The organism is Hyphomicrobiales bacterium, from assembly GCA_002869065.1.
Taxonomy (GTDB): domain Bacteria; phylum Pseudomonadota; class Alphaproteobacteria; order Rhizobiales; family Rhodobiaceae; genus Rhodobium.
Window position 1 is genome coordinate 192,698 of the sequence record PKTR01000007.1, and the last position, 25,064, is coordinate 217,761.

Annotated in this window: 20 protein-coding genes and 2 tRNA genes; 6 read left to right on the forward strand and 16 right to left on the reverse strand. The window is 62.0% G+C overall.

Going from position 1 to position 25,064, the window contains the following annotated elements; genetic code table 11:
• Window positions 1–65 precede the first annotated feature (65 nt).
• From C0606_17760 to C0606_17790, 7 genes are all read right to left on the reverse strand, one after another.
• Window positions 66–635 (reverse strand): nitrate reductase, encoded by a 570-nt coding sequence (locus C0606_17760; protein ID PLX35933.1) that lies wholly within the window; start codon window positions 633–635, stop codon window positions 66–68.
• Entirely contained in the window at window positions 523–1,467 is a 945-nt protein-coding gene (locus tag C0606_17765) for a quinol dehydrogenase ferredoxin subunit NapH (protein PLX35934.1), read from the reverse strand. Before C0606_17765 ends, C0606_17760 begins: the two co-directional genes overlap by 113 nt.
• Window positions 1,467–2,381 (reverse strand): ferredoxin-type protein NapG, encoded by a 915-nt coding sequence (locus tag C0606_17770; GenBank protein PLX35935.1) that lies wholly within the window; start codon window positions 2,379–2,381, stop codon window positions 1,467–1,469. The genes C0606_17765 and C0606_17770 overlap by 1 nt, the downstream gene beginning before the upstream one ends.
• 114 nt (window positions 2,382–2,495) lie before the next feature.
• Entirely contained in the window at window positions 2,496–5,024 is a 2,529-nt protein-coding gene (locus tag C0606_17775) for a periplasmic nitrate reductase subunit alpha (protein PLX35936.1), read from the reverse strand.
• 26 nt (window positions 5,025–5,050) lie between these two features.
• The gene (locus tag C0606_17780; GenBank protein ID PLX35937.1) at window positions 5,051–5,278 is read right to left on the reverse strand and encodes a glutamate synthase; all 228 of its coding nucleotides are present in this window, start codon (window positions 5,276–5,278) and stop codon (window positions 5,051–5,053) included.
• A complete protein-coding gene (gene napF, locus C0606_17785; GenBank protein ID PLX35938.1) occupies window positions 5,275–5,784 on the reverse strand; it encodes a ferredoxin-type protein NapF in 510 nt (169 codons plus the stop codon). Before napF ends, C0606_17780 begins: the two co-directional genes overlap by 4 nt.
• Before the next feature lie 313 nt (window positions 5,785–6,097).
• A tRNA-Arg gene (locus tag C0606_17790) sits at window positions 6,098–6,174 on the reverse strand.
• A gap of 236 nt (window positions 6,175–6,410) precedes the next feature.
• On the opposite strand from C0606_17790, the gene C0606_17795 reads away from it, so the two are divergent.
• Window positions 6,411–6,764 carry a hypothetical protein gene (locus C0606_17795; protein ID PLX35939.1) on the forward strand — a complete coding sequence of 118 codons (354 nt, stop codon included), beginning with the start codon at window positions 6,411–6,413 and terminating at the stop codon, window positions 6,762–6,764.
• 266 nt (window positions 6,765–7,030) lie between these two features.
• Complete coding sequence (locus C0606_17800) at window positions 7,031–8,443, forward strand: chemotaxis protein (GenBank protein ID PLX35940.1); 1,413 nt, start codon at window positions 7,031–7,033, stop codon at window positions 8,441–8,443.
• Window positions 8,444–8,680: 237 nt separating this feature from the next.
• Here C0606_17800 and C0606_17805 read toward each other — a convergent pair whose 3' ends face one another.
• The 3 genes from C0606_17805 to C0606_17815 form a co-directional block, all read right to left on the reverse strand.
• Window positions 8,681–10,252, reverse strand: a complete 1,572-nt coding sequence (locus tag C0606_17805; protein PLX35941.1) for a hypothetical protein — start codon at window positions 10,250–10,252, stop codon at window positions 8,681–8,683.
• 593 nt (window positions 10,253–10,845) lie between these two features.
• Window positions 10,846–10,920 (reverse strand) — tRNA-Val (locus tag C0606_17810).
• 147 nt (window positions 10,921–11,067) lie between these two features.
• The gene (locus C0606_17815; GenBank protein ID PLX35942.1) at window positions 11,068–11,427 is read right to left on the reverse strand and encodes a response regulator; all 360 of its coding nucleotides are present in this window, start codon (window positions 11,425–11,427) and stop codon (window positions 11,068–11,070) included.
• Window positions 11,428–11,655: 228 nt separating this feature from the next.
• Between C0606_17815 and C0606_17820 the strand changes: the two genes are divergently transcribed.
• Together C0606_17820 and hisN are read left to right on the forward strand one after the other, a co-directional pair.
• A complete protein-coding gene (locus tag C0606_17820; protein ID PLX36022.1) occupies window positions 11,656–12,537 on the forward strand; it encodes an N-formylglutamate amidohydrolase in 882 nt (293 codons plus the stop codon).
• Window positions 12,538–12,900: 363 nt separating this feature from the next.
• Window positions 12,901–13,692: a histidinol-phosphatase gene (gene hisN, locus C0606_17825; GenBank protein PLX35943.1), complete on the forward strand. Its 792-nt coding sequence runs from the start codon at window positions 12,901–12,903 to the stop codon at window positions 13,690–13,692.
• Here hisN and C0606_17830 read toward each other — a convergent pair.
• Window positions 13,653–14,657: an alpha/beta hydrolase gene (locus C0606_17830; GenBank protein PLX35944.1), complete on the reverse strand. Its 1,005-nt coding sequence runs from the start codon at window positions 14,655–14,657 to the stop codon at window positions 13,653–13,655. The two genes, hisN and C0606_17830, sit on opposite strands and share 40 nt — an antisense overlap.
• Window positions 14,658–15,216: 559 nt before the next feature.
• On the opposite strand from C0606_17830, the gene C0606_17835 reads away from it, so the two are divergent.
• Window positions 15,217–15,672 carry a hypothetical protein gene (locus tag C0606_17835; protein PLX35945.1) on the forward strand — a complete coding sequence of 152 codons (456 nt, stop codon included), beginning with the start codon at window positions 15,217–15,219 and terminating at the stop codon, window positions 15,670–15,672.
• A 154-nt stretch (window positions 15,673–15,826) separates the two neighbouring features.
• Here the strand turns inward: C0606_17835 and C0606_17840 are convergent, their stop codons facing one another.
• From C0606_17840 to C0606_17860, 5 genes are read right to left on the reverse strand one after another with little or no spacing between them, the layout of a single operon-like run.
• Entirely contained in the window at window positions 15,827–16,879 is a 1,053-nt protein-coding gene (locus C0606_17840; protein ID PLX35946.1) for a low specificity L-threonine aldolase, read from the reverse strand.
• A 41-nt stretch (window positions 16,880–16,920) separates the two neighbouring features.
• On the reverse strand, window positions 16,921–17,499 hold the full coding sequence (locus C0606_17845) for a hypothetical protein (GenBank protein ID PLX35947.1): 579 nt from the start codon (window positions 17,497–17,499) through the stop codon (window positions 16,921–16,923).
• A gap of 37 nt (window positions 17,500–17,536) precedes the next feature.
• Complete coding sequence (locus C0606_17850; protein ID PLX35948.1) at window positions 17,537–18,307, reverse strand: DUF2063 domain-containing protein; 771 nt, start codon at window positions 18,305–18,307, stop codon at window positions 17,537–17,539.
• Window positions 18,291–19,184, reverse strand: a complete 894-nt coding sequence (locus C0606_17855) for a hypothetical protein (protein ID PLX35949.1) — start codon at window positions 19,182–19,184, stop codon at window positions 18,291–18,293. Before C0606_17855 ends, C0606_17850 begins: the two co-directional genes overlap by 17 nt.
• Before the next feature lie 53 nt (window positions 19,185–19,237).
• Window positions 19,238–19,525, reverse strand: a complete 288-nt coding sequence (locus C0606_17860) for a hypothetical protein (GenBank protein PLX35950.1) — start codon at window positions 19,523–19,525, stop codon at window positions 19,238–19,240.
• Between the two features lie 791 nt (window positions 19,526–20,316).
• On the opposite strand from C0606_17860, the gene C0606_17865 reads away from it, so the two are divergent.
• Window positions 20,317–25,062: a glutamate synthase large subunit gene (locus C0606_17865; protein PLX35951.1), complete on the forward strand. Its 4,746-nt coding sequence runs from the start codon at window positions 20,317–20,319 to the stop codon at window positions 25,060–25,062.
• Window positions 25,063–25,064: the final 2 nt, after the last annotated feature.

Sequence of the window (25,064 nt, forward strand, 5' to 3'; positions counted from 1 at the left end):
GTTTCCCCCGGCGCCGGCACGCCGTGCCGGAGAAAACAAAGGGCGCAACGCCTGGCAAGGCGCCGTTATTTGCCCGCAAAGGTGTTTTCGACCAGCGGGTTGGCATCGTACTGCGGGACATGGCACTGAGTGCAGAAATGCCGCCGCTGGTTCATGTCCTCGAGCACGTTGCCGCTGGCGTCGACGAAATGGCTCTTGCCGATCATCGGCGCCTTTTCCTTCTCGAAGTTTGCCTTGCTGTGGCAGCTCAGGCAGGTGTTTTCCTTCAAGGTAATGCGGTCGTTATCGGTGTTGTGCGGGATGGTCGGAGGCTGCAGTTCCCAAGAACGCTCGAAGCCGCCGCTCGCCGTCATGGCCTTTTTACGGTCGAATTCCGTGGCACCGGCGGCGAGATCGTTATCACCGCGCAGCGACTGCACCTCGGAGGCAATCGCCACCGGCGCGGCCATTCCGACCGCCAAGATGAGACCCGCCAAAAGCGTCTTGTGTAAGGTTTTCATCGCATCCTCCATGCGTTCGATCTCAAGCGATCTTCTTTTCCTTCGCCGACGCCTCCTCCAGGGCCGCTTTTCGCGGGTGTCCTTCGGGAATGGGCTCAGGGGTGAAAAGGGCCCGATTGCGCAAGCCAAAGGCATAGACGCCGTTCGGGCAGATATCGATGCAGCGGCCGCAATTGGTGCAGTCGCCGGACAGGATTACCGGGCTGCCGCCACTCGCCTCGCTCTTCACGGCCGGCGGAATGACATGGGCTTCCGGGCAGACCTCGTAGCATTCCATGCAATCGTCGCACTGCGCGCGGCCGTCGGCACGCACCCGCAGGATGCTCTTGGCGCCGAGCAGGCCGTAGAACGCGCCCATCGGGCAGATATGGCCGCACCAGCCGTGGCGGGCGACGAACACATCGAACAGAAAGATCCCGGCGAGCACGGCCCAACCCGCTCCCATGCCGAAAACGAGACCGCGATAGACCGCCGAAACCGGGTTGATCAGCTCATAGGCAAGCGTGCCGGTCACGACTGCGAGCAGGATCGTGAGCGCCAGCATCCAGTACCGCGTCGACGATTTGATCTTCGCCGAAGCCTTGATACCGAGGTTGCGCCGCGTCCAGTGCGCCGCATCGGTGACGATGTTCACCGGACACACCCACGAGCAGTACACCCGCCCGCCGACGACGAAATAGAACACCGCGACGATGATCGCGCCGATGATCGCCGCCGAGCTGACGGTGAAGAAACCCGTCGCCAGCATCTGCAGGAACAGGAGCGGATCGGTCAGCGGCACGGTGCTGAAGATCAGGCTGGAAGCCAGCGTGCCTTTCAGCGCCCAGAAACCGTAGAGCGGTCCGGCGACGAACAGTGCCATCGTGCCGACCTGCACGATGCGGCGCAGGATCAGGTACTTGTGGGCGCCGACCCAGCCTTTGACCTCGATGGCGTCCTTGCCGAGATCTTTGAGAGGCGTAACCATCACTTCGCCTCCCCGATGCCGCGGTTCAAGGTATCGAGCGGATTGGATGAGAACGGCGTATCGCTCATCTCCGCACCCGGCGCGGTAATCGCCGGCTGGCCCGCGGGCGTGTCGATCACGAGGCCCTTGCCGCCGTGTTCGTAGTGCATGCCTTTGGGCAGATTGTATTTATGCTCGGTGTCCGGCGTGACGAGCGCTTCGCCGGCCTCGCCCTTCTTTTCCCAGCCGAGACGGTAGTGCTTGCCGAGTTCGCCCTTGGCGATCCGCATCGGCAGCACCTTGATCGCCACTTCTTCAAGAATGCAGGCCTTCTCGCACAGACCGCAGCCGGTGCATTCCTTGGAATGAACCACGGGAATGAACAGCGCATGCTTGCCCGAGCGCGGGTTCGATATGTAGTCGAGCGTGATCGCCTTGCCGCGCACCGGACAGATATTGAAGCAGACTTCGCAGCGCAGACCCTGGAAGGCGATGCAGGATTCGTGGTCGACCACCACCGCAAGGCCCATCCTGGCCTTGCCGATATCGGTCATGGCCGGATCGAGCGCCCCCGTCGGGCAGACCGGCACGCACGGCACGTCCTCGCACATTTCGCAGGGACCCGTACGGGCGGTGAAATAGGGGGTGCCGGTGGAAACGTCGTTTCCAAGCTCGGCCAGTTTCAAGATGCCGTAGGGACAATCCTGCACGCACAGCCCGCACCGGGTGCAGGCGGCGAGGAAGTCGTCCTCCGGCAACGCTCCCGGCGGGCGGATGGCGTCGGAAGGCAAGGCATTCGATTTGCCCGCATAGAGCCCGAGGCCGAGGCCGAACAGGCCCACACCGCAAGCCGTCTTCGCCGTGTCGGCGAGAAACTTGCGCCGGCTTTGCAGCCAGTCCAACGGTGTCTTCGCGGTGTCAGAACGTGTCGACATTGATCTTGCTTTCCCGGCCTATTCCACGCGCTCAGGCGCGCGGTTCCCCCCGGGTGAATGACAAGGCGGCGGCCCGCCCCGGCGCGAACGCCGGGGCGGAGGTTCCGTCGTGCGTCAGGCCTTTTCGACCTTGCAGGCGCACTTCTTGTAGTCGGTCTCTTTCGACAGCGGGTCCGTTGCATCAAGCGTCAGCTTGTTGATCAGACGGCTGGCGTCGAACCAGGGCATGAACACCAGACCCTCGGGCGGCCGGTTACGGCCACGGGTTTCGACGCGGGTCACCACCTCGCCGCGGCGGGTCGAGATCTTGACCGCCGAACCGTCGCGCAGCTTGCGCTTGCGGGCGTCTTTCGGGTTCATGTAGAGGACCGCGTCAGGCACCGCGCGATAGAGTTCCGGCACGCGACGGGTCATCGAACCCGAATGCCAGTGCTCGAGCACACGACCGGTGCAGAGCCACAGGTTGAACTCGTCGTCCGGGCTCTCTGCCGGCGGTTCGTACGGAGCGAAGATGATCCACGCCTTGCCGTCGGGCTTGCCGTAGAACTTGACGGTGTTCTCGTCGCCCTCGACATGCGGGTCATAGCCGCCGCGGAAGCGCCACAGCGTTTCCTTGCCGTCGATCACCGGCCAGCGCAGACCACGAGCCTTGTGGTAGGCGTCGAACTCGGCCATCTCGTGGCCCTTCTTCGGAATACCTTCGGCCGAATTGAACATCCGGTATTCTTCGAACAGGCCCTTCTGGACGTAGTAGCCGAAATATTCCGACTCGTCGTTTTCGTACTCGTTGCCGCGATCGTCGACGATCTTGCCGTCATACGGGAACTTGTCGACCTGACCGTTGGCGAACAGCACGTCATAGAGCGTCTTGCCCGCGAGTTCCGGCATCTTGTCGATCTGTTCCTGCGGCCACACGTCCTCGACCGTGAAGTACTTCGCGAACTCCATAGTCTGCCACAGATCGGAGCGGGACTCGCCCGGACCCTTGACCTGCTGGCGCCAGAACTGCGTGCGCCGTTCGGCATTGCCGTAGGCACCTTCCTTTTCCGCCCACATCGAGGTCGGCAGGATCAGGTCGGCCGCCATTGCCGAAACCGTCGGATACGGATCGGTGACGGTGACGAAGTTATTGGGGTTGCGCCAACCCGGATAGCTTTCCTCGTTCATGTTGGCGGCAGCCTGCATATTGTTGTTGCACTGCTGCCAGTAGCAGTTCATCACGCCGTCCTTCATCTGACGGTGCATCAGAACCGCGTGGAAACCCGGCTTCGGATTGATCGTGCCTTCCGGCAGTTTCCAAGTCTTTTCGGCGAAGGCGCGATGCTTTTCGTTGGCAACGACCAGATCGGCCGGCAGACGATGGGCAAAGGTGCCGACTTCGCGGGCGGTACCGCAGGCCGACGGCTGACCGGTCAGCGAGAACGGACCATTGCCCGGCTCGGAGATCTTACCCATCAGCAGATGGATGTTGTAGACGTTGCCGTTCACCCACACGCCGCGGGTGTGCTGATTGAAGCCCATCGTCCAATAAGACGAGACCTTCTTGTTCGGGTCCGCATAGGCCTTCGCCAGCGCTTCGAGCTGGTCTTTCGGCACACCGGAGAGTTCCGAAACATAGTCCACCGTATACGGCTCGACCGCCTTGGCGAATTCCTCAAGGGTCATGTCGCTCATGGCGCCCTTGCCGGCATTGGCCGCCGCCTTTTCGAGCGGATGCTCGGGACGCAGGCCGTAGCCGATATCCGTCGTGGCACGCTTGAAGTGCGTGTGCGCCTCGACGAACTCCTTGTTGTACGCCTTGTTCTGGATGATGTAGTTGGCGATGTAGTTGGTGATCGCCAGGTCCGTCTGCGGCGTGAACACGATACCGTTGTCGGCCAGCTCGAAGCAGCGGTTCTCATAGGTCGACAGAACGTGCACTTCGCAGCCCGGCTTGGTCAGGCGGGTATTGGTCAGGCGCGACCACAGGATCGGGTGCATCTCGGCCATATTGGCGCCCAACAGCACGAAGACGTCGGCGTGCTCGAGGTCGTCATAGCAGCCCATCGGCTCGTCGATGCCGAAAGCGCGCATGAACGCACCCACGGCCGAGGCCATGCAGTGACGGGCGTTCGGGTCGAGGTTGTTGGAGCGGAAGCCGGCCTTGATCAGCTTGGAGGCCGCATAGCCTTCCCAGATCGTCCACTGGCCGGAGCCGAACATGCCGACCGAGGTCGGACCCTTGGCCTTCAGCGAGGCTTTCCACTTGTTGGACATGACCGTGAAGGCTTCGTCCCAGCTCACTTCCTCGAACTGGCCGTCCTTGGCGAATTCGCCGCCCTTCTTGCGCAGAAGCGGTTTGGTCAGGCGGTCCTTGCCGTACATGATCTTTGTCAGGAAGTAGCCCTTGATGCAGTTCAGGCCACGATTGACCGGCGCATCCGGGTCGCCCTGGGTGGCAACGACCTTGCCATCCTTGACGCCGACCAGAACGCTGCAGCCCGTGCCGCAGAAGCGGCAGGCCGTTTTGTCCCAGCGGATGCCAGTGTCGTCCTGAGCCAGCGCCGACGACGTCGCGCCCGGTACGGCGACGCCCGCCGTCGCCGCGGCCGCAGCAACAGCGTTCGCTTTGATGAAGTCACGGCGATTGAGTGACATTGTCAGTCCTCCTTAGACCTGAAAAGACGTTCTCATTCGTAATATTCGTAGACGAGGGCGGTGTTGATCACGCCCGCTATGTTGCTGAAACCCATGATGGTTTCGCTACAATGGACACGGTCGGGATGGTCGATGGACACCACCAGCTTGCCGCTCGGATCGGCAGCGTGGATCTCGACGCCCTCGATCTCGGCGATCGACTTCTCGACCGCTGTCGTTGCTTCGGGTTTGGCGTAAACAACGAGGCTGCAAATGGTCATGCGACGGCCTCCTCCAGTTGAGGTTCTGTGATGCTGATGGCGTTCTGCGGACAGGGCGCGACGCAGGCGCCGCAGCCCGTGCAGGACGTGGTTTCGATACGGATGTCGGTGCGCCCGCCGAGCGCCGGGCGGAAACGGATCGCCCGCTCCTCACACCAGCTTTCGCAGGCGCGGCAGGAAATCCCGCGATGTTCGAGACAGTCTTCGCCGACCGAGGCGACATAGGACCAGGGCACGCGGTCGTCCCGTTCCGCGTGGAAACAGCCCTCGCCGCACGCCTCGGCGCAGGCGCCGCAAAAGGTGCAGCCGGCCTGCGAAAAGACGATTTCCGGATAGCCGCCGTCACCGCGCCGCACGATGCCCTCACCGCACGCCTTGATGCACGCGTCGCAGCGGCTGCACTGATCCAGAAATTGGGAAGTCGGGAGCGCCCAAGGGAGGCGGATCGTCGATCCTTTGCCTCTCAGCCTGTTGAATAACCCTCGTCGTGAAATGTTTTCACGCATGGCAACGCCCTTTGGAATGCTGGCGATGCTGGGACTCGGGGGGATTCCACTCCTTGACGAAAGTCAAGCCTGCAGCGAACAGCCTAGTTGTTTGCAGGAGTTTTTATATTAGAAGTATGTAAAATACTGGAATCTGAGAATATTTACTTACGCCGTTCGATCTAATTCAGAGAATGCGACTAAATCCGAACAGCATCTATGTGCAAAACAACTGGCAAGTGCTGAAATTGGCAAGCGCACCGACAGAGCCGCCCCACCCTGTGACGGGGCAAGCGGAGCTGGAAGAAGGCAAACGCAAACCGCCCCGCAAGAATGGTGACCCCGACAGGATTCGAACCTGTGACCTACGGATTAGGAATCCGGCGCTCTATCCTGCTGAGCTACGGGGCCATGCGCCCTTAATACCCAAACTCGATCATCGCCGCATCCCGATTTTGCGCCTTTGTTGATCTCCCGCACGGGCGCGCCGCCGACGCCAAGGTCTTTGCCCTGGCAACCACATCGCGCGCCAAAAGGCAGCGACACCGGCACCGGTTCGAAACCAGAGCTTGTTGGGCTATAATTTCAGCGCGGTTCCAGCGTCATCTGGGGGCATGGCGGTTAGACCATAATCGCGGGAGGCAAACATGCTGACATTGCTCCAGGCCCTGTTGATTGCAGCAAGTGCGATCACGTTGACGACCGCCGACAATGGCCGGGCGATCGTCGTCGATACGGGATCGTCGGTCGTGCTGCGCCTGAAGGCCAATCGGACGACCGGCTATCAATGGGTGCTGGCCGAAAAATCCCGACAATGCGCAACGGTCGTGCGGGACGACTACCGATCAGGGCACAGCGGCTTGATGGGCGCGGGCGGAACGCGGGTGCTGACATTGCGCTTCGACCGGCCGGGAAAATGCGCCGTCCGACTCAGCTATCTGCGGCCGTGGCAAGCGAACGCGCCAGCGGACAGTTTCGCTGTCTCGGTCAACGTCCGATAAGCGCTGGATAGTCTGCCGGGAACACGCGTATTTTCAACGTTGAAATGAAGCTCTTTTTCCTTGAGAAAGAAAAACAAGGAACCTTTTCCTTGCGAATTGGCGGCGGCCAAAGTGTTCCCGATGAACAACAACAAAATGTCGCAGAGCAGATCACGACAAACAACGATTTTCGCATGTTGTGTTAGGCATCTCTTAACCGCGGCGACCCAGAACGAAACGCAATTCGGATAACCCGAAAAGCAACCATACGTTCCGGGAGACGTCACATGGCATTCGCTCGCCTGGTCAGCCGCACCACCCGCCCCGCCGCCTCCGAAACGGACAAGACCGCGTCCGCCGGCGCGGCATCTCATGACGAAAGCCTGGCGAACCTCGGCAACGCGATCGCCGCCGTGATGCAGGGCGTCGCGGTGGATACGAGCGAGATGGAACCTGCGGCCGCGCGGATCGTCGGCGATCTGCAGACCTTCCTTTACGAGCGCGATCGCACCGATCTCGACCATCTGACCGCGTTTTCCATGCAGGGCAGCGAAGTGATGGCCGCCGCCGCGCTGATCACCGGCGACATCCGCGCCGTGGACACCCGCGCGCAGGGCATGGCGCAGGCAGTTGAAGAACTGAACGAAGCCGTTGGCGCGGTTTCCGAGACCGCCCGCTTTTCCTCCGAAACCATGCAGGAAGCTGCCGAACTGGCGCATGCGGGCAGCGAAACCATCGGCAAGCTCGCCGAAGCGACGTCGACGACCCGCGCCGCCACAGAGGACACCGCAAATCGCATGGAGGCCCTGTCCCACGCGGTCGAACAGATCGGCGAATTTGTCGGCACCATCGAGGCGATCGCCAATCAGACCAACCTGCTTGCGCTGAACGCCACCATCGAAGCCGCCCGCGCGGGCGAAGCGGGCAAGGGGTTTGCCGTCGTCGCTGCCGAGGTGAAGACCCTGTCGAGCCAGACCCGCAAGGCGACGGAAGACATTAATGCGCGCATCGAACGCCTGCGCGCCGATGCGCTCGGTGCGCTGGAAGCCATGCGCGAGGCGCAGTCGGCAGTGTCGGCCGGCGAGCAGCTCTCCGAGCAGACCCACCAGATCGTCCGGCGGCTCGACGAAATCGTCGTCACCAACGCTGCCGGCATGTCGGAGCTGGCCGGCGTGCTCGATGACCAGATGGCGGCATCGAAGGAGATCGCCGCCGGCCTCGCCGTCACCGCCGAACGAACCGGCCGCGCCCGCCACGAGGCGGAGGACGTGCTCAACGCGGTCAGCGCATCGGAAGAGCTGATCACGGCGAACTTCCAGAAGCTCGAAGGCCGCGGTGTTCGCGAATACGTGCTGATTCGCGCCAAATCGGACCACATGCTGTGGAAAAAGCGCCTCGCCGAAATGCTTGTCGGCCGCAACAGCCTGAAGGAATCCGAACTCGCCAGCCATCATGATTGCCGGCTCGGCAAATGGTACGCAAAGGTCGCCGATCCCGCGCTTCGCAACCATCCCGCCTATGCCCGCCTCGCCGAACCGCACCGTCTGGTTCACGAGGCCGGCAAGGAAGCGGCACGGCTGTTCACCGCCGGTGATGACGAGGGAGCCCGCGCCGCGATCGATCGCATGAACGCCGCCTCTCTCGACGTCGTCAACCTGATCGATGAACTGATCGCGGTGTCGATTGCCGCTCACAAATAAACAAGAAAAGAAGACACATCCTGAAAAGCCGCGCAGCCGCGCGGCTTTTTTTCTGGCAGAAAACGTAGAAATAGAATCGAGCTTCTCGCCAAATCTCTCCAGGCAGCATCTCGAAAGTATCGGAACAACTATCGGACTAATGGGTCGCCAATACAGTCCGATGTATCCGGGCCTCTAAACATGGCGACAAATTGGGTTCAGGGTTGAACGTTCCGCCGTATTTACTGGCGGGACGAATTACACCCCAACTTTTTCCGCCTCAATAAACCCTAATCTCAGCTCTCTCTCATAGGCCCTGTACTTGCTTAATTTCTGTCGCCTATGGACCCCATTCGCTGGTTGTCCAATTTCGGCACGGTAATGCCCGGAAATACTGAAAGTACACGCTCCAGAGACATCAAGTTCGATAGCGTCGCCGTAAACTAATTTCCGGTCGCGGTACACCTGAACTCCGTCCAAGGAGACCGAACCGATGTGAGTCACCTCGTTATCGAACTCCGCGATGATAAGCTTCGAATATCCCTCACAGTTGATGACTTCTTCAATTTCATCTGGCCCAACGTTATCGAACAGAGTTCTCAGAAAGTGTATTTTCCCCGTTTCTTTATCGAGTCCAAATACATGTGGGCAAGATCCGCACAGCCACTCTCTGGAAATGAGAAACAACGTATCGGGCCTAAATTCTTCAAAGGCGATCTCGCGATCCCTGCCATGCAAATGAACGGTGGCAGTTCTTGGGATGTACAACTGACCGACGGTTGAGAAATCACTCGCGACCCCTTCGGCGTTTAACACCGTTCGCACGATTGTATCTCCATGATAGTCTTCGCCGATAGAAGGCCCTGTCTCGAACTGATATGAAGTGGGATTGTAGTCAATTGGCCCGGCCATCGCCCCAAGAAAGATGCCAATACTCTCATTTTTCAACAAAACTAGATTATTTATATTAAAAAGGTCACGCACTTCTGACATGTCAAAAGCGTCCTTTTGACACAACGCGTTGTTCTTAAATGGTTGGTTGTTGATCGACGTGACGGAAACAGGCTCATCATTGAGGCTCATTATCTGAGCAAACACGAAATAGGGCTTCCGAGTATGAAAATCGACTCCCCAACCGCTGCCGCCACAGGCTTCATAGAACAAGCTCATACTCGCAACATCCTCAAGCTTTGCGCCAAGTTGCAGTAAGATTGCCGTGAACGGGTCGCTCAATTTTTCATCGTCAGCAATACGCTGACTCACCTGTGCATTCTGTCGCCCTTCAAATTCCGGATATTTTTCGATTAATTGCGCCCTAGTCTCAAAAAACTCGTTGCCATACCCATCGGTTTCTTGATCCTGAGCCCTTCCACCATAGGCATTGGCTAGTTGATCAAACTGTGTTTTCAAACGAGGAGTTCTCAGAAGGTACTTGAGCGAAAAAGCAGCACCTGAATCTCTGCCCAATATTTTTGATACTTCCTCGCGGTCTGCGGTTAGAAAATACCGACAGATGACATTTGGGACATCTTCATCGCTCATTGAATCAAGCGAGTGGTGCTTGACATGATCAAACCAGCGTTCTTTGTGCCCCCGAAGTTCGTCCGGACTAAATTTCGTTCCTCGCGGATGATTCAGGTTGTAGTGGCCTGCAGCACAGTGACAGTCGAAGCATAAAACAATACCGTTTTCATAGGTGTCCGCACCACCATCAGCTTTAGGGTGAATGTGATGAACCTCAACGCCCACGCCCTTGTATCTATGACAAACACAGCAGTGCCTTGCACTGTCCACCATTAGGCGTTTCTTGATGCCTTCGGAAAAACCCATCGAACTTCTACTGCAATGTTGAATTTGTCATCGGCGTCCGCCGGCTTCTCTTAAGCTATTCGGCTCCCAACAGATCGTTCACGAAAATCGCCGTCATTGCAATCGGCACCCATGTCTATGGAATTCAAGATCCACGGAATGACCAATTCTGGCGCCACATCGTGATTTCATCCGCCCACCGCCCTGCCATTTTCACACGCTCATCCGAGCTCGTCGATCGATGATAGATGCGGCGTATGGCATTGTTATCGATGCGCAGCTTCCATTTTGGTCGCTTCCGAAGACGAGAAGCACTCGGTTCGAAACTGATCCACTTCGTCGCTGATCGATTGGCAACAGTCGACACCCACAAACTATCGATCAATGGATGGTTAGCGAAAACCAATTCTTCTGTTGCTGAGAATAAGGCGCCAATACGGTCGACCATCCGACTGCAAATAAGAACAACTCAATCGACTTGAGATGACCATCCGTGTTCACGGAGGTCAGTTCCGGAAAACTTATTCGCCATGCTCTTTCGTGTCCCAAATGCAAACCAACCGGCAAATCCGGTATTCGCATTCGGTCTATCGGATTTTCATGAGAAGATCGGATGGTGGGCGGTACTGGGATTGAACCAGTGACCCCTACGATGTCAACGTAGTGCTCTCCCGCTGAGCTAACCGCCCTTTATCCGTCGGCATGGAGCCGGTCGGGAAGCCGTTCCGCAGAACGACGCTGGGGGGATATACCGGGCTTCGCGCCGGCAATCAAGGGGCCTTTGCCCCGAATTTTCACCTGACTTTGCTTTGCCGACTTCGCCGGCCCGCTGCTGGTCAGGCGACCAGCAGTTTTTCGACTTCCGTCACCAGTTCGCGCAGGTGGAACGGCTTCGACAGCACCTTTGCGTCTTTCGGCGCCTGCGAATCGGGATTGAGCGCGACCGCGGCAAAGCCGGTGATGAACATCACCTTGAGGTCCGGGTCGAGCTGGGTCGCACGGCGCGCCAGTTCGATACCGTCCATCTCCGGCATCACGATGTCGGTCAACAGAAGCGTGAACGGCTCTTCGCACAGCCGGTCATAGGCGCTCTGCCCGTTGTCGAAGGAAATTACGTCGTAACCGGCCGTTTGCAGCGCCTTGGTCAGAAACCGGCGCATGTCGTTATCGTCTTCGGCGAGCAGTATGCGCGACATCACCCATTACCCGTGTTGTTCGATTCTTTGTCCCCGGCGTTTCCGCCAAATCTCGTTCCATAGGCCGCTGACGAGGTAAATATCCGGTGAAACCGGCCAAAGAAAGTCCCGCGCTGGACAGCCTTTCCACATATTGGCACCATGCGTCGGCTTGGCAACTGCCGCTCACACGCCCGAACCGGGCGCGCGGCAAGCACACGACGGGACACACGGCCAACGATGCGGATGATTGAGGACTTCGAGGAAACAAAGCCGTTCGAGGTCCATCTCCCGGGCGCCCAGCGCGTGCCGTTCGTGTTCAATTCGCCCCATAGCGGCGCCGCCTATCCAAACGCCTTCCTCGCCGCATCGCGTCTGACAGCCCCGCGCATCCGCGCGTCCGAGGATGCCTTCGTCGACGAATTGTTCGGCAGCGTCACCGCGTTCGGCGCGCCGCTCCTGCGCGCCCATTTCCCGCGCGTCTATCTCGACGTCAACCGCGAGCCCTACGAACTCGACCCGGGCATGTTCACGGGATCGCTGCCCCCCTTCGTCAATTCGCGCTCGGTCAGAGTGGCGAGCGGGCTCGGCACGGTTGCCCGCGTCGTCGGCGAGCGTGAGGAGATCTACAAAAAGGCGCTGGAGCCGCAGGAAGCGCTTGAACGCATCGAGACGCTCTACAAGCCGTACCACGCCGAACTGCGCCACCTGCTGGCCCGCACGCACGCCGCCTTCGGCTACGCGATCCTGATCGACTGCCATTCGATGCCGTCGACGGCACGCGGCCAGGACCGCTGGCGCCGCCCCGACTTCATCGTCGGCGACCGCCATGGCACCAGTTGCTCGACGCGGCTGACGGATGCCGCCTGCGCCATCCTCTCCGACCTCGGCTACAACGTCGCCCGCAACAAACCTTATGCCGGCGGCTTCATCACCGAGCACTACGGACGGCCCTCGAAAGGTCTGCACTCACTGCAGATCGAAATCAATCGCGCGCTTTATATGGACGAGTTGCGGATCACCAAGCATGTCGGCTTCCGCCGCCTCGCCGGCGACCTCGTCCACTTCGTGCAGCAGCTGATCGCCATCGAAAGCGGGAGCTTCGGCGCCGTTGCCGACGCGGCCGAATAGCATCGCCGCGCCTGACGGCGACCCACAAACCACTGATTTTGAAAGAAACTGTCCCCAGAAAGAAAAGGGGCCGCACTCTGAAGAGAGGCGGCCCAAGTCTAGGGAGGAAACGCCCAAGGAGGGCAGCGATACAGAAGATCATTCCGTATCGCACTGCACAAAGATGGCAGTGCACCGCACAAACGTCAAGCCCCCTTACGTATTTCTTTACGCTGCAACACAGCTTTGTCATAGTGGCGCCGACACAACCCAGTTACTTCTGTAACTATTTGTACGCATTGGATTTTTCCATTTGCGCGAAACTTTCGCAAGCAACCCGGACGGGTCCGATTCCCGTCGATATAACGAGAACGCATGGCTCCTATGCAGACCAGACCCGACCTGATTCCGCTGTTTCACCGCCTCGCCGACGCCTCCGCCGAAGCGATCCTCGAGCATTTCCGCAACCTCGAGAGCGTCGACAACAAGGTCGCCGGCGCCTACGACCCCGTCACCGAGGGCGACCGCGCCGGCGAGCGCGCAATTCGCGCGATCATCAACGAGGTTCATCCCGACCACGGCATCCTCGGCGAGGAATATGGCGCGGAAAACCTCGATGCCGACTATGTCTGGGTTCTCGATCCGGTCGACGGCACCCGCGCCTTCATGTGCGGCCTGCCGATCTGGGGCACCCTCATCGGCCTGACCTACAAGGGCAAGCCGATCGCCGGCATGATGGCGCAGCCCTTCGTCGGCGAGCGCTTCTTCAGCGACGGCGAGGTGAGCCGCACCATCGGCCCGCTCGGCGACCGGGTGCTGAAGACGCGCAGCTGCGAGCGCATCGAGGATGCCGTGCTGCTGAGCACCGATCCGGTGCGCCACTTCCAGCCCGAGGACAAGCCGCATTTCGATCGCGTGTCGTCAAAGGTCCGCCTGACCCGCACCGGCACCGACTGCTACGGCTACAGCATGGTCGCCGCCGGCCAGGCCGATCTGGTCATCGAGGCCGGCCTGCAGCCCTACGACGTTGTCGCTCTGATCCCGATCATCGAGGCGGCAGGCGGCGTCATCACCACATGGGAAGGCGAGCCGGCCGACAAGGGCGGGCGCATCGTCGCCGCCGGCTGCAAGACGATTCACGAGGCGGCGCTGGCGCTCTTGGCTTCGGCTTCGTAGGCGGCTTCCGCGTCGGAGCCGGGAATGAAGGCGTCGAACGCCGCCCAGAACTGATTGCGGTAGAGATCCTGCTCCATCAGCAATTCGTGGCGCGCGCCGAGCACGGTGATCGGCCCGCCGGCGCGCAGGCAGATCGCCAGTTCCTCCGCCGCCCGCGTGTCGACGATGCGGTCGCGGCCGGCCAGCACCACCAGCGCCGGCACCTTCACCGTCGGCGGGAAGTCGGGCTTGGCGAACATGTCGATCGTCCGGCACGCGGCATAAACCCAGCCATAGGTCGGCGCCGTGATGATCAATTGCGGCTCCGCCACCAGATGGTTGAGCACGCGGGTAAAGCGAACGGGATCGGATGTCAGCTTGTTGGTGCGTTCGAACTCGTCGAGCTCACTCTCGCCCAGCTCGTAGTCCTTGGCGTTCGGAATGGCCGACCCGCCAAGGCCGAAATAGCTGAACCCGCCGGAAATCGTCCGCACCATACGGCGCGGCATGCTCAGCCCGTAGAAGTCGACCAGCGGCGCCGAGAGAACCATCCGCTCGATCGTGCCGTCGAGCCAGGATGCGGCGCGCAAAAGCACCGCTCCGCCCGTCGAATGGCCGAGCGCGAAGAACGGCGGGCGACAGTGCTTGAGGGCGAACTCCTCAAGGAACGTCCGCAAATCCACTTCATAGTCGGAAAAATCGTCGACATGGCCGAGGCGCGGATTGGCCAGCAGACGCGATGACCCGCCCTGCCCGCGCCAGTCGAGTGCCGCCACCATGAAGCCGCGCGTCTGCAGATCGCGGATCGTCTCGAAATACTTCTCGATGAACTCGGAACGGCCCTGCGCGATCACCACGGTGCCGCGATTGACGGCCGCGAGGCTCGGCCAGTACGCCGCGCGCAGGTCGACGCCATCGGGCGTGCGCACCGATTCGACCACCGCGCCCGAAGGAATCGGATTTCCAGGATGGTCGTAGAGCTGCATGTTCGATAGATCCCCGCGCCGCCGCCGTATCTCAGTCTTCCGTCATCGCGCCATTGCGGTCAAGCCGGAGCCGACCGGCCGCGGCGGGTGCGATGACGAAAACCCGCCCGAGAAAGCGAAAGGGCCGGCACCGCAAGCGGTACCGGCCCCGATCGACCGCCGGCAGGGGCCTAGCGACGACCGATCTCCCCGCCTCGAAAGGCGGATTCTATGTCTGCAGCGAGATGGCTGAAGCAGTCAGCGAACCCTCTCGCCTCCAACGCTTCCTTTCCCTCGCGGGGAGCCGGGAAGTCAGCGCCGTCAGAACGTTGAGATGGATATTACGCAGCGTAGCTGAACGGTTTCGGAAACAGCCGTTCATCTGCCGTTCATGAACACACGCGGCGCGCGGGAAGCGAGTCGAGACGCCCCCTCTTGAATCGAAAAACCGGCCAACCCACATGGATTACAGCGGACGCCGATGGTCGGGTCCGCCCCTTCCGACACCAAGGATTCGGCCCAATGTGGCGAATCGAATGCGGAAGGAAATCTCTGTCGCTCAACAAAGAGGATCAGACCTATGCAAGCGATCGATTTCAGCCCCCTTTATCGGTCAACAGTCGGCTTCGACCGGCTTTTCTCCATGCTTGATTCGATGTCCGGCGGCGAAGCCGGCAATGGCGGCTACCCGCCCTACAACATCGAACGCACCGGCGAGAACGCCTACCGCATCACCATGGCGGTCGCGGGCTTTGGCGAGGGCGACCTGTCGCTCGAAACCAAGGAGCACCTGCTGACCATCCGCGGTGACAAGAAGGACGAGGACGCCGGCGGCGAAGTGCTTTATCGCGGCATCGCCTCGCGCGCTTTCGAGCGCCGCTTCCAGCTCGCCGACCACGTCGAGGTGAAGGGCGCCCGTCTCGAAAACGGCCTGTTGCACATCGACCTGATGCGCGAAATCCCCGAGGCCATGAAGCCCCGCTCGATCCCCATCGCAAGCGGGAACGTCAAGGAACTCGAGACGACCGTCGCCTAAAGCGCTTTCCCAAAAAGTTGACAGACTTTTTGGATAAGAAAACGCAAAAGACGAGACGTCACAAGCTGGCTCATCCCAGCACCTTGAGAGCATGGAGCGCCCTGGATTTCCGGGGCGCTTTTTCATTTGTGCTGGTTTTCTAGGAAAGCACCGCTCAGGCGCCGCCGAGCAGCGAAAGCAGCCTATCGACCTCATCGTCGGTGGTGCGGAAGCTCGTCACCAGCCGCACAAGCGTCTCGTTTTCGGCAAGTTCACCGTCGGCCAGAACGTCGCCCGGCCATTCGTGCATATGGCCACCGGCGGCCTCGACCGCAGCAAGCGCATCCGCCGAAACGATCACGAACAGCTCGTTCGATTGCGTCGGCCAGGCAAGCCGTGCGGACGATGTCTGCGCAATGCCGGACGCCAGACGATGTGCCTGCGCATTGGCATGGGTGGCGAGGTCGCGCCAGTGATCGTCGCCAAGATAGGCATTGAACTGGGCAGCAACGAAACGGCTCTTGGAAAAGAGATGCCCGGCGCGCTTGCGCAGGTAGGGGAACTGCGCCGCCTGGTCGGGATTAAAGAACACCACGGCTTCGGCGCACCAGCAGCCGTTCTTGGTGCCGCCAAAGGAAAGGATGTCGACGCCCGCCTTCCAGGTCAGCTCCGCCGGCGTGGCATCGAGCGCGACCGCTGCATTGGCAAAGCGCGCGCCGTCCATATGAACGGCCATGCCGCGCTCGCGCGCGACTTCCGCAAAGGCAGCGATCTCCGCTGGCGGATAGGCCGTGCCGGCTTCCGTCGCCTGACTGAGGCTGACCGCACAGGCCTGACCATGATGCACACCGCCCGGCGGATAGGCCGCAAGCGCCCGGCGCAGACCGTCAAGCTCCATCTTGCCGGCAGCCCCGCCGACCGGGTGCAGCCGCCCGGAGCCGAGAAACTCAGGTGCGCCGCATTCGTCGACGCGGATATGCGCACTGTCGTGGCAGAAGGTGACGCCGCCGACCGGCGTGACGGAGGCAAGCGCGAGTGCGTTTGCCGCCGTTCCCGTCGCAACGAAGAAGACGGCCACATCGCGCTCGAACAACCGGCAGAACTGCTGTTCGACGGCTGCCGTCAACGGATCGTCGCCATAGGCGGGGACCGCACCGGAATTGTGTTCGGCAAGCGCCGCCATGACGATGTCGGAAGCGCCTGCCCAGTTGTCGCTGGCAAAATTCATGCGCCGCACTTTGGCCGAACGCGGCGCCGTCGTCGAGCCCCTTACGAGGCCTTTGCCGCCGCGAAGCGTTTGCCGATGAGCGCATCGAGCGAGATCGCTCCCGCGCCCTTCACCACCAGCGCCACGAGCACGAAGATCCACAGCGCCCGCTGGTCCATGATCGCGGCATCCTGCACCCGGTCGAACAGCGCGCCGATGGTCGCCGCGTCGACGCCGTGGAACAGAATGTCGACGGAGCTCTGCACGACGATGAAGCCGATCATGCCGAGGCTCGCAAGCCGCGTGAACAGGCCGACGACGATCAGGAACGGCAGCAGGAATTCGGCATAGGTGCCGGCATAGACAATGATGCCGTAGGGCAGGAACGGCACGCTTGCGACGTTGTAGTTGAACTGCTCGACGACCGAAGGAAGGATCTGGAAATAGGCGCTGTCCTGCGGCACGAAGATGCCCGGAAAGCCCGACCCGATCTTCGTCAGCGCCGAATTCCAGAAGTAGAAGAGCAGCACGCCGGCGAACACGAAGCGCGCCGCAAGGCCGAGGAACCAGCCGTCGAGCGCGCGCTCTAGCGCGGTGAACACACGAGTATGCGCAGCGATTGCCGCGTGAAGCAGTGTCATTGGTTTTCTCCGTAAGTGCCGGTTCAGGGCCGGCTTGTTATTCGGGCCCGGCAAGGCCGCAGAACGCGCCCGCTTCGAGCACGCCGCCGAGATTGACGCCGAGGTCGAAAGCTTCGGTGCTGGCCGTGGCTTGCTGCGCTGCCTCGGCGAGACTGGCCCCTTGAGCAAGCGCGGCGATGAAGACCGCGCCACCGGCCGGCAGAGCGCGGATCTCGACATCGAGGTCGCCCCGCGTCACCAGCGCGTCCTCGCCTCCGTCCGGCAGCGAGACATCATCCGCGGAGTCACACTGATTGGCCCGATAGATCGAGACGATCGGAAAGGCCGAGCGGACGATCCGCATCGCGGGGTGCGGCGTGAAACGGACATTTGCCAGAGCATCGGGCGCAATACCGCCAAGCGCGGCGGGATCGAGCGGCGAGGCGTCCGCCGCGTGATAGGCCTCGTTCCAGGCCCGTTCGAGCCGCGCCACGTCACCGAGATAGGGAACCGCTCGCGCCGGCTCAAACCCATCGAGGAACGCCGGAAAATCGGCACCGTAATGCAGCAGCACCGGCGATGTCGGCGGCGATTGGCGCACATGCAGTGCGCCGGCGGCGCGAAAGAACTCCTCGCCGACGAGTTTGAGGATCGTCGGATAGGACGCCATCAGGGCCTCGACGAGCCCGACGACCACATTGTTGCGATAGACGCCGAAGCGTTTCGGTGCCGCCTGCCCGTCCGGACCGACGATATCGCCCGGCACGCCTTCGTCAGCGTCGAGCAGCGCGGCCGAGAATTGCCCCTGCAGATCAGCCAGCGCGAGCATGACGCGCCCCCATCGGCCGGTGGCAATCAAGATAGCGGTCGGCCATTTGCGCTTCGGCGAAGAGCCCGTCCCAGCCCGGCACGTCGTTGTCCCATTCGATCAGGGTTGGAACCGGTCCGGTGCGCGCGAGCGCCCGGTCATAGAGCTTCCAGACAGCTTGCGCGACCGTGCGGTCATGCGCATCGATGAGCAGCGGCCGGCCTTCGTCATCAGCGTCCGTGGCGTGGCCGGCGAGGTGGATTTCCTCAACCGAAGCGCACGGGAACGCGTCGATATAGGCTTCCGGCGAGGTGCCCCGATTGGTCGACGACACATAGACATTGTTGACGTCGAGCAAGAGACCGCAGCCGGTACGATTGACGATCTCGGCCAGGAAGTCGATCTCGTCGAGCGTCGTGGATGCGAACTCCACATAGGTCGAGGGGTTTTCCAGGAGCATGCGGCGGCCGAGCACCGTCTGCACCTCGTCGATATGCTCCACCACCCGGGCAAGCGTCGCCTCAGTGTAGGGAACCGGCAGAAGATCGTTGAAGAACGTGTCGCCATGGGTCGACCAGGCGAGATGTTCGGAAAACAGTTCCGGGCGGTAGCGCTCGTTGAGCGCCTTCAACCGGGCAAGATGATCGCGGTCGAGCGGCCGGTCGGCGCCGATTGAAAGCCCGACGCCGTGCAGCGACAGCGGATAGCGCTCGCGGATCGCGGTGAGGTAGCGGTGCGGTGCACCGCCATCCCCCATATAGTTCTCCGCATGCACCTCGAAGAAGCCGACATCCGGGTCGTCGTCGAGGATGGTGCGGTAGTGGTCGGCCTTCAATCCGACCCCGGCGCGCGCCGGGATCGAATTGAGGTGTCCATCAGCATACCGGGGATCGGTCATGCTCTTGCTCTCCCTTTCCTTGCGAATATGCCGATGGCGAAACCCGTGGCCGCTTAGCTCTCGATCGGCATCAGGCTGCCCATGCCGTTCGGCGTCTTCATCGTGGTGCACGAACCCTTCGGGACGAGCTTCCAGGCATTGCCCTGGTAATCCATGGTCGAGGTGCCTGCGCAGGTGGTGCCGGCACCGGCCTTGCAGTCGTTCTGGCCCTTGAGGGCGACGCCGTAGCACTTTTCCTTTTCCTCGGCAGAAGCGGAGGTCGGCAGCGCGACGGTGGTGAGAGCGGTGGCAACGGCGCCGGCGATGAAGGCGGCGGAAAGCATGGTGGTCTTGGCGGACATGGGTATCTCCCTTTGAAGTTGGTTTCCTGACGAGAAGCGGAGGGTCGTTTTGCCGCACCGCCGGTCTCGACGAGATGGACTGTGCGATTTTCCGCATTCACTTGGAAATCAAAGGAGCGTGGAGATTTCTGACGTCAATCTCACGTTGCCGTCACGTCGGATCGCGGCATTCTCACGCCACCGTCACGTGCGCTCGCACCCGCCTCACAGCCCCGTGAGCAGCGGCGGTGCGGGCGGGGATTCGGCCCGGCACGCAATTTTCTTTCGTTCTGCACAAAGAAAAGGCACGCGGACCGATGCCGGAACGAGATAAAACTATATAAGAATGCGCAATCGCCTTGAGAGCGCTTGCCGAGGCGGGCGAAATCTGGCAAGTTCGGCGTCCGGAATTAGGACAGGAATGCTGCCCCATTAAGACTTCTTCCGCAAGAGGTCGCGGGACGGGCACGTTCATCGCCACGTCGGGGAAGGCCTTTCGGGCTATAACATCGGCGCAGGCGTTCCGGGGCCCTTCGCCCCGGTCAGGGGCGGGCCACCGGGGGCTCTGCCCTTTTTTCGACAGAGCCGCGGCAGCGAACCGGCCTCGTCGATCGAGTTGTGGAATGACCGCAGCCCGACCGAAGAGCGTCGGTCAGCGACTGCGGCACCTAGCGCGTATCTCCGAACAGGGAGAACCGGTTTTCGGATGAGGATACGCGAAAACAAGAGAGCCGGAGCGTTTCGCGTGATTCTGCGATCACCGCAAACACTCTGAAGAGACAGAATGAGTGAGGGCTGGCATGAGCGAGCAAATGAAGAACGGGACCCACGCGATTTCCTCGGCTGCGGCGAAAGCCGCCGACGCGCGCACGGCCACCGCGACCGCTGCTCGCGCAACCACCGCGCTCACCACGACGCACCGCCCGGCCTGGCGCTACGATCCGACGATCGAGCATGACGCCTGCGGCGTCGGCTTCGTCGCCGACCTGAAGGGCCGCAAGTCGCACAAGATCGTCGAGAACGGTCTCGAGATCCTCGTCAACCTGACCCATCGCGGCGCCGTCGGCGCCGATCCGCTGGTCGGTGACGGCGCCGGCATGCTGGTGCAGATCCCGCACAAGTTCATGGCTGAAGAAGCCGAGCGGCTGGGCTTTGCCCTGCCGGAGCCGGGCGCCTATGCGATCGGCCAGTTCTTCATGCCGCAGGACGACGAGCTGCGCGCCCACTGCGAGGAGATCGTCGAGAAGGTGATCGCCGACGAAGGCCAGACCGTTCTCGGCTGGCGCGACGTGCCGGTCGACAATTCCGGCCTTTCGAAGGCGCCGGAGATCGTCGCCACCGAGCCGGTGCACCGTCAGGTCTTCATCGCCCGCGGTGACGGTTTTGCCGATGATGACGCCTTCGAGCGCAAGCTCTACGTGCTGCGCAAGGTCGTCTCGAACACGATCTATGCCGAGACCGAAGGCCGCGACAACGGCTACTACGTGGTGTCGATGTCCTCGCGCACCGTGGTCTACAAGGGCATGTTCCTCGCCAACCAGCTCGGCCCTTACTACAAGGACCTGACCGACCCGCGTTTCGAGACCGCGCTGGCGCTGGTTCATCAGCGCTTCTCGACCAACACCTTCCCGTCGTGGAAGCTCGCCCATCCCTACCGCATGGTCGCCCACAACGGCGAGATCAACACCCTGCGCGGCAACGTCAACTGGATGGCGGCCCGTCAGGCGAGCGTCGAATCGGACCTGTTCGGCGACGACATCCACAAGCTGTGGCCGATCTCCTACGAAGGCCAGTCGGACACGGCCTGCTTCGACAACGCGATCGAATTCCTCGTCCAGGGCGGCTACCCGCTTGCCCAGGCCGCGATGATGCTGATCCCCGAAGCCTGGGCCGGCAACCCGCTGATGGATGAGAAGCGCCGCGCCTTCTACGAGTATTTCGCCGCAGTCATGGAGCCGTGGGACGGCCCCGCCGCCGTCGCCTTCACCGACGGCCGCCAGATCGGCGCGACCCTCGACCGCAACGGCCTGCGTCCGGCCCGCTACCTCGTCACCGAGGACGGCCTCGTCGTCATGGCGTCGGAAATGGGCGTGCTGCCGGTGCCGGAAGAGACCATCGTCGAGAAGTGGCGCCTGCAGCCGGGCAAGATGCTGCTCATCGACCTGGAAGAAGGCCGCATCATCTCCGACGAGGAGATCAAGAAGCAGCTCGCCGACCAGAACCCGTATCAGGAGTGGCTCGCCCGCTCGCAGATCGTGCTCGAGGACATGGCTGCCGTGCGTGCCGGTGCGCCGCGCACCAACGTGCCGCTGCTCGACCGCCAGCAGGCCTTCGGCTACAGCCGCGAAGACATCGACCTGCTGATGACGCCGATGGCGACCACCGGCCAGGAACCGGTCGGCTCGATGGGCACCGACACGCCGATCTCGGCCCTGTCGGACCGCTCCAAGCTGCTCTACACCTATTTCAAGCAGAACTTCGCCCAGGTCACCAACCCGCCGATCGATCCGATCCGCGAGGAACTGGTGATGAGCCTGGTGTCGTTCATCGGCCCGCGGCCGAACCTGTTCGACCTGCAGGGCCTGTCATCGCGCAAGCGGCTTGAAGTGCGCCAGCCGATCCTGACCAACGACGATCTCGAAAAGATTCGCATGATCGGCGAGATGGCGGACAACCAGTTCCGCACCCAGACGCTCGACGTCACCTATTCGGCATCGGGCGGCGCCGAAGGCATGCAGGAAGCCCTCGACAATCTCTGCGACACCGCCGAACACGCCGTGCTGCAGGGCTACAACATCATCGTCCTGTCGGACCGCCTGATCGGCCCGGATCGCATCCCGATCCCGGCGCTGCTGGCGACCGCCGGTGTGCACCATCACCTGATCCGCAAGGGCCTGCGCACCTCGGTCGGCCTCGTGGTGGAAACCGGCGAGCCGCGCGAAGTGCATCATTTCTGCGTGCTGGCCGGCTACGGCGCGGAGGCGATCAACCCCTATCTCGCCTTCGAGACGCTGCAGTCCATGTGTCGCTCGCTGCCCGGTGAGCTGAGCGAGGACGAGATCGTCGCGCGCTACATCAAGGCGGTCGACAAGGGCATCCTCAAGGTCATGTCCAAGATGGGCATCTCGACCTACCAGTCCTATTGCGGCGCGCAGATCTTCGACGCCGTCGGCCTGTCGTCGGAATTCGTCGACAAGTACTTCTTCGGCACCGCCACCCGCATCGAGGGCGTCGGCCTTGCCGAGGTCGCCGAGGAAACCGTCCGCCGTCACCGCGATGCCTTCGGCGACGCGCCGATCTACCGCAACGCGCTCGACGTCGGCGGCGAATACGCCATGCGCAACCGCGGCGAGGCTCATGCCTGGACCGCGCCGGTCGTTACCTCGCTGCAGCATGCGGTACGTGGCAACAGCCGCGACCAGTACCGCCGCTTCGCCGAGTTGGTGAACGACCAGTCGCGCCAGCTGCTCACCATCCGTGGTCTGTTCAAGATCAAGACCGCCGAGGAGGTCGGCAGCAAGCCGGTGCCGCTCGACGAGGTCGAACCGGCCGCCGAGATCGTCAAGCGCTTCGCCACCGGCGCCATGTCCTACGGCTCGATCAGCCGCGAGGCGCACACCACGCTGGCGATTGCCATGAACCGCATCGGCGGCAAGTCGAACACCGGCGAAGGCGGCGAGGAATCGGATCGCTTCAAGCCGATGGCGAACGGCGATTCCATGCGCTCGGCGATCAAGCAGGTCGCCTCGGGCCGTTTCGGCGTCACCGCCGAATACCTCGCCAACTCCGACATGATCCAGATCAAGATCATTCAGGGTGCCAAGCCCGGCGAAGGCGGCCAGCTGCCCGGCCACAAGGTCAACGCGGTGATCGCCAAGGTGCGTCACTCAACCCCGGGCGTCGGGCTGATTTCGCCACCGCCGCACCATGACATCTATTCGATCGAAGACCTGGCACAGCTCATCTACGATCTGAAGAACGTCAACCCGGCCGCCGACATCTCGGTCAAGCTCGGCGCCGAAGTCGGCGTCGGCACGGTTGCTGCGGGCGTTGCCAAGGCGCGTGCCGACCACGTCACCATCGCCGGTTTCGAAGGCGGCACCGGCGCGAGCCCGCTGACCTCGATCAAGCATGCCGGCAGCCCGTGGGAAATCGGCCTTGCCGAAACCCATCAGACGCTGGTGCGCGAACGCCTGCGCGGCCGCATCTCGGTGCAGGTCGACGGCGGCATCCGGACCGGTCGCGACGTGATCGTCGGTGCCCTGCTCGGCGCCGATGAATTCGGCTTCGCCACCGCGCCGCTGATCGCCGCCGGCTGCGTGATGATGCGCAAGTGTCACCTCAACACCTGCCCGGTCGGCATTGCCACGCAGGACCCGGTGCTGCGCAAGCGCTTCATCGGCAAGCCCGAACACGTCATCAACTACTTCTTCTTCCTCGCCGAGGAAGTGCGCGAGCTGATGGCCGAAATGGGCTACCGCAACTTCTCCGAAATGGTCGGCCAGCGTCAGATGCTCGATCGCCGCGACGCCATCGATCACTGGAAGGCGAAGGGCCTCGACTTCTCGCAGCTGTTCGACATGCCGCCGGTTCCCGAGGGCGTCCATATCTACCGGTGCGAGGATCAGGATCACCAGATCGACCAAATCCTCGACCGCACCCTGATCGAGAAGGCGATGCCGGCGCTTGAGAACCGCACCCCGGTGCAGCTCGACGTCCGGATCGGCAACACCGACCGCACCGCCGGCGCCATGCTGTCGGGCGAAGTGGCCAAGCGTTACGGCCACCGCGGCCTTGCCGACGACACCATCCACGTCAAGCTGAAGGGCACCGCAGGCCAGAGCTTCGGCGCCTGGACGGCACACGGCGTCACGCTCGAGCTTGAAGGCGAAGGCAACGACTATGTCGGCAAGGGCCTGTCTGGCGGCCGCATCGTCATCTATCCGCCGAAGGAAGCCACCAAGATCGTGCCGGAGAAGTCGATCATCGTCGGCAACACCGTGCTCTACGGCGCTATTCAGGGCGAATGCTACTTCCGTGGCGTCGCCGGTGAGCGCTTCGCGGTGCGCAACTCCGGTGCGCTCGCCGTCGTCGAAGGCGCGGGCGATCACTGCTGCGAATACATGACCGGCGGTGTCGTCGTCGTCATCGGCCCGACGGGCCGCAACTTCGCGGCCGGCATGTCCGGCGGCATCGCCTACGTGCTCGACGAGGACGGTATGTTCGACCGCCGCTGCAACATGGCGATGGTCGAGCTCGAGCCGGTGCTCGCCGAAGAGGACGCGCACGCCGAGCAGAACCACCAGAGCGGCGATCTCGAAGCCCATGGCCGTGTCGACGTGATGTCCGACATGACCCGCTTCGACGCCGAACGCCTGCATCAGCTGATCGAGAACCACGCCCGCTACACCGGTTCGACCCGGGCGGCGGAAATTCTCGCGAACTGGTCGAGCTACCTGCCGAAGTTCCGCAAGGTGATGCCGGTCGAATACCGCCGCGCGCTGGCCGAAATTGCCACGCACAGAGTCCAGCAGCCAACCGTCGCAGCGGGGGAGTAATC

What these genes read in the sequence shown, in the direction of transcription:
- C0606_17760 (PLX35933.1), bottom strand. Translation starts at nt 635, where the DNA reads ATGCCTTTGGCTTGCGCAATCGGGCCCTTTTCACCCCTGAGCCCATTC.
- C0606_17765 (PLX35934.1), bottom strand. Translation starts at nt 1,467, where the DNA reads ATGGTTACGCCTCTCAAAGATCTCGGCAAGGACGCCATCGAGGTCAAA.
- C0606_17770 (PLX35935.1), bottom strand. Translation starts at nt 2,381, where the DNA reads ATGTCGACACGTTCTGACACCGCGAAGACACCGTTGGACTGGCTGCAA.
- C0606_17780 (PLX35937.1), bottom strand. Translation starts at nt 5,278, where the DNA reads ATGACCATTTGCAGCCTCGTTGTTTACGCCAAACCCGAAGCAACGACA.
- napF (PLX35938.1), bottom strand. Translation starts at nt 5,784, where the DNA reads ATGCGTGAAAACATTTCACGACGAGGGTTATTCAACAGGCTGAGAGGC.
- C0606_17795 (PLX35939.1), top strand. Translation starts at nt 6,411, where the DNA reads ATGCTGACATTGCTCCAGGCCCTGTTGATTGCAGCAAGTGCGATCACG.
- C0606_17800 (PLX35940.1), top strand. Translation starts at nt 7,031, where the DNA reads ATGGCATTCGCTCGCCTGGTCAGCCGCACCACCCGCCCCGCCGCCTCC.
- C0606_17805 (PLX35941.1), bottom strand. Translation starts at nt 10,252, where the DNA reads ATGGGTTTTTCCGAAGGCATCAAGAAACGCCTAATGGTGGACAGTGCA.
- C0606_17815 (PLX35942.1), bottom strand. Translation starts at nt 11,427, where the DNA reads ATGTCGCGCATACTGCTCGCCGAAGACGATAACGACATGCGCCGGTTT.
- hisN (PLX35943.1), top strand. Translation starts at nt 12,901, where the DNA reads ATGCAGACCAGACCCGACCTGATTCCGCTGTTTCACCGCCTCGCCGAC.
- C0606_17830 (PLX35944.1), bottom strand. Translation starts at nt 14,657, where the DNA reads ATGCAGCTCTACGACCATCCTGGAAATCCGATTCCTTCGGGCGCGGTG.
- C0606_17835 (PLX35945.1), top strand. Translation starts at nt 15,217, where the DNA reads ATGCAAGCGATCGATTTCAGCCCCCTTTATCGGTCAACAGTCGGCTTC.
- C0606_17840 (PLX35946.1), bottom strand. Translation starts at nt 16,879, where the DNA reads ATGAATTTTGCCAGCGACAACTGGGCAGGCGCTTCCGACATCGTCATG.
- C0606_17845 (PLX35947.1), bottom strand. Translation starts at nt 17,499, where the DNA reads ATGACACTGCTTCACGCGGCAATCGCTGCGCATACTCGTGTGTTCACC.
- C0606_17850 (PLX35948.1), bottom strand. Translation starts at nt 18,307, where the DNA reads ATGCTCGCGCTGGCTGATCTGCAGGGGCAATTCTCGGCCGCGCTGCTC.
- C0606_17855 (PLX35949.1), bottom strand. Translation starts at nt 19,184, where the DNA reads ATGACCGATCCCCGGTATGCTGATGGACACCTCAATTCGATCCCGGCG.
- C0606_17860 (PLX35950.1), bottom strand. Translation starts at nt 19,525, where the DNA reads ATGTCCGCCAAGACCACCATGCTTTCCGCCGCCTTCATCGCCGGCGCC.
- C0606_17865 (PLX35951.1), top strand. Translation starts at nt 20,317, where the DNA reads ATGAAGAACGGGACCCACGCGATTTCCTCGGCTGCGGCGAAAGCCGCC.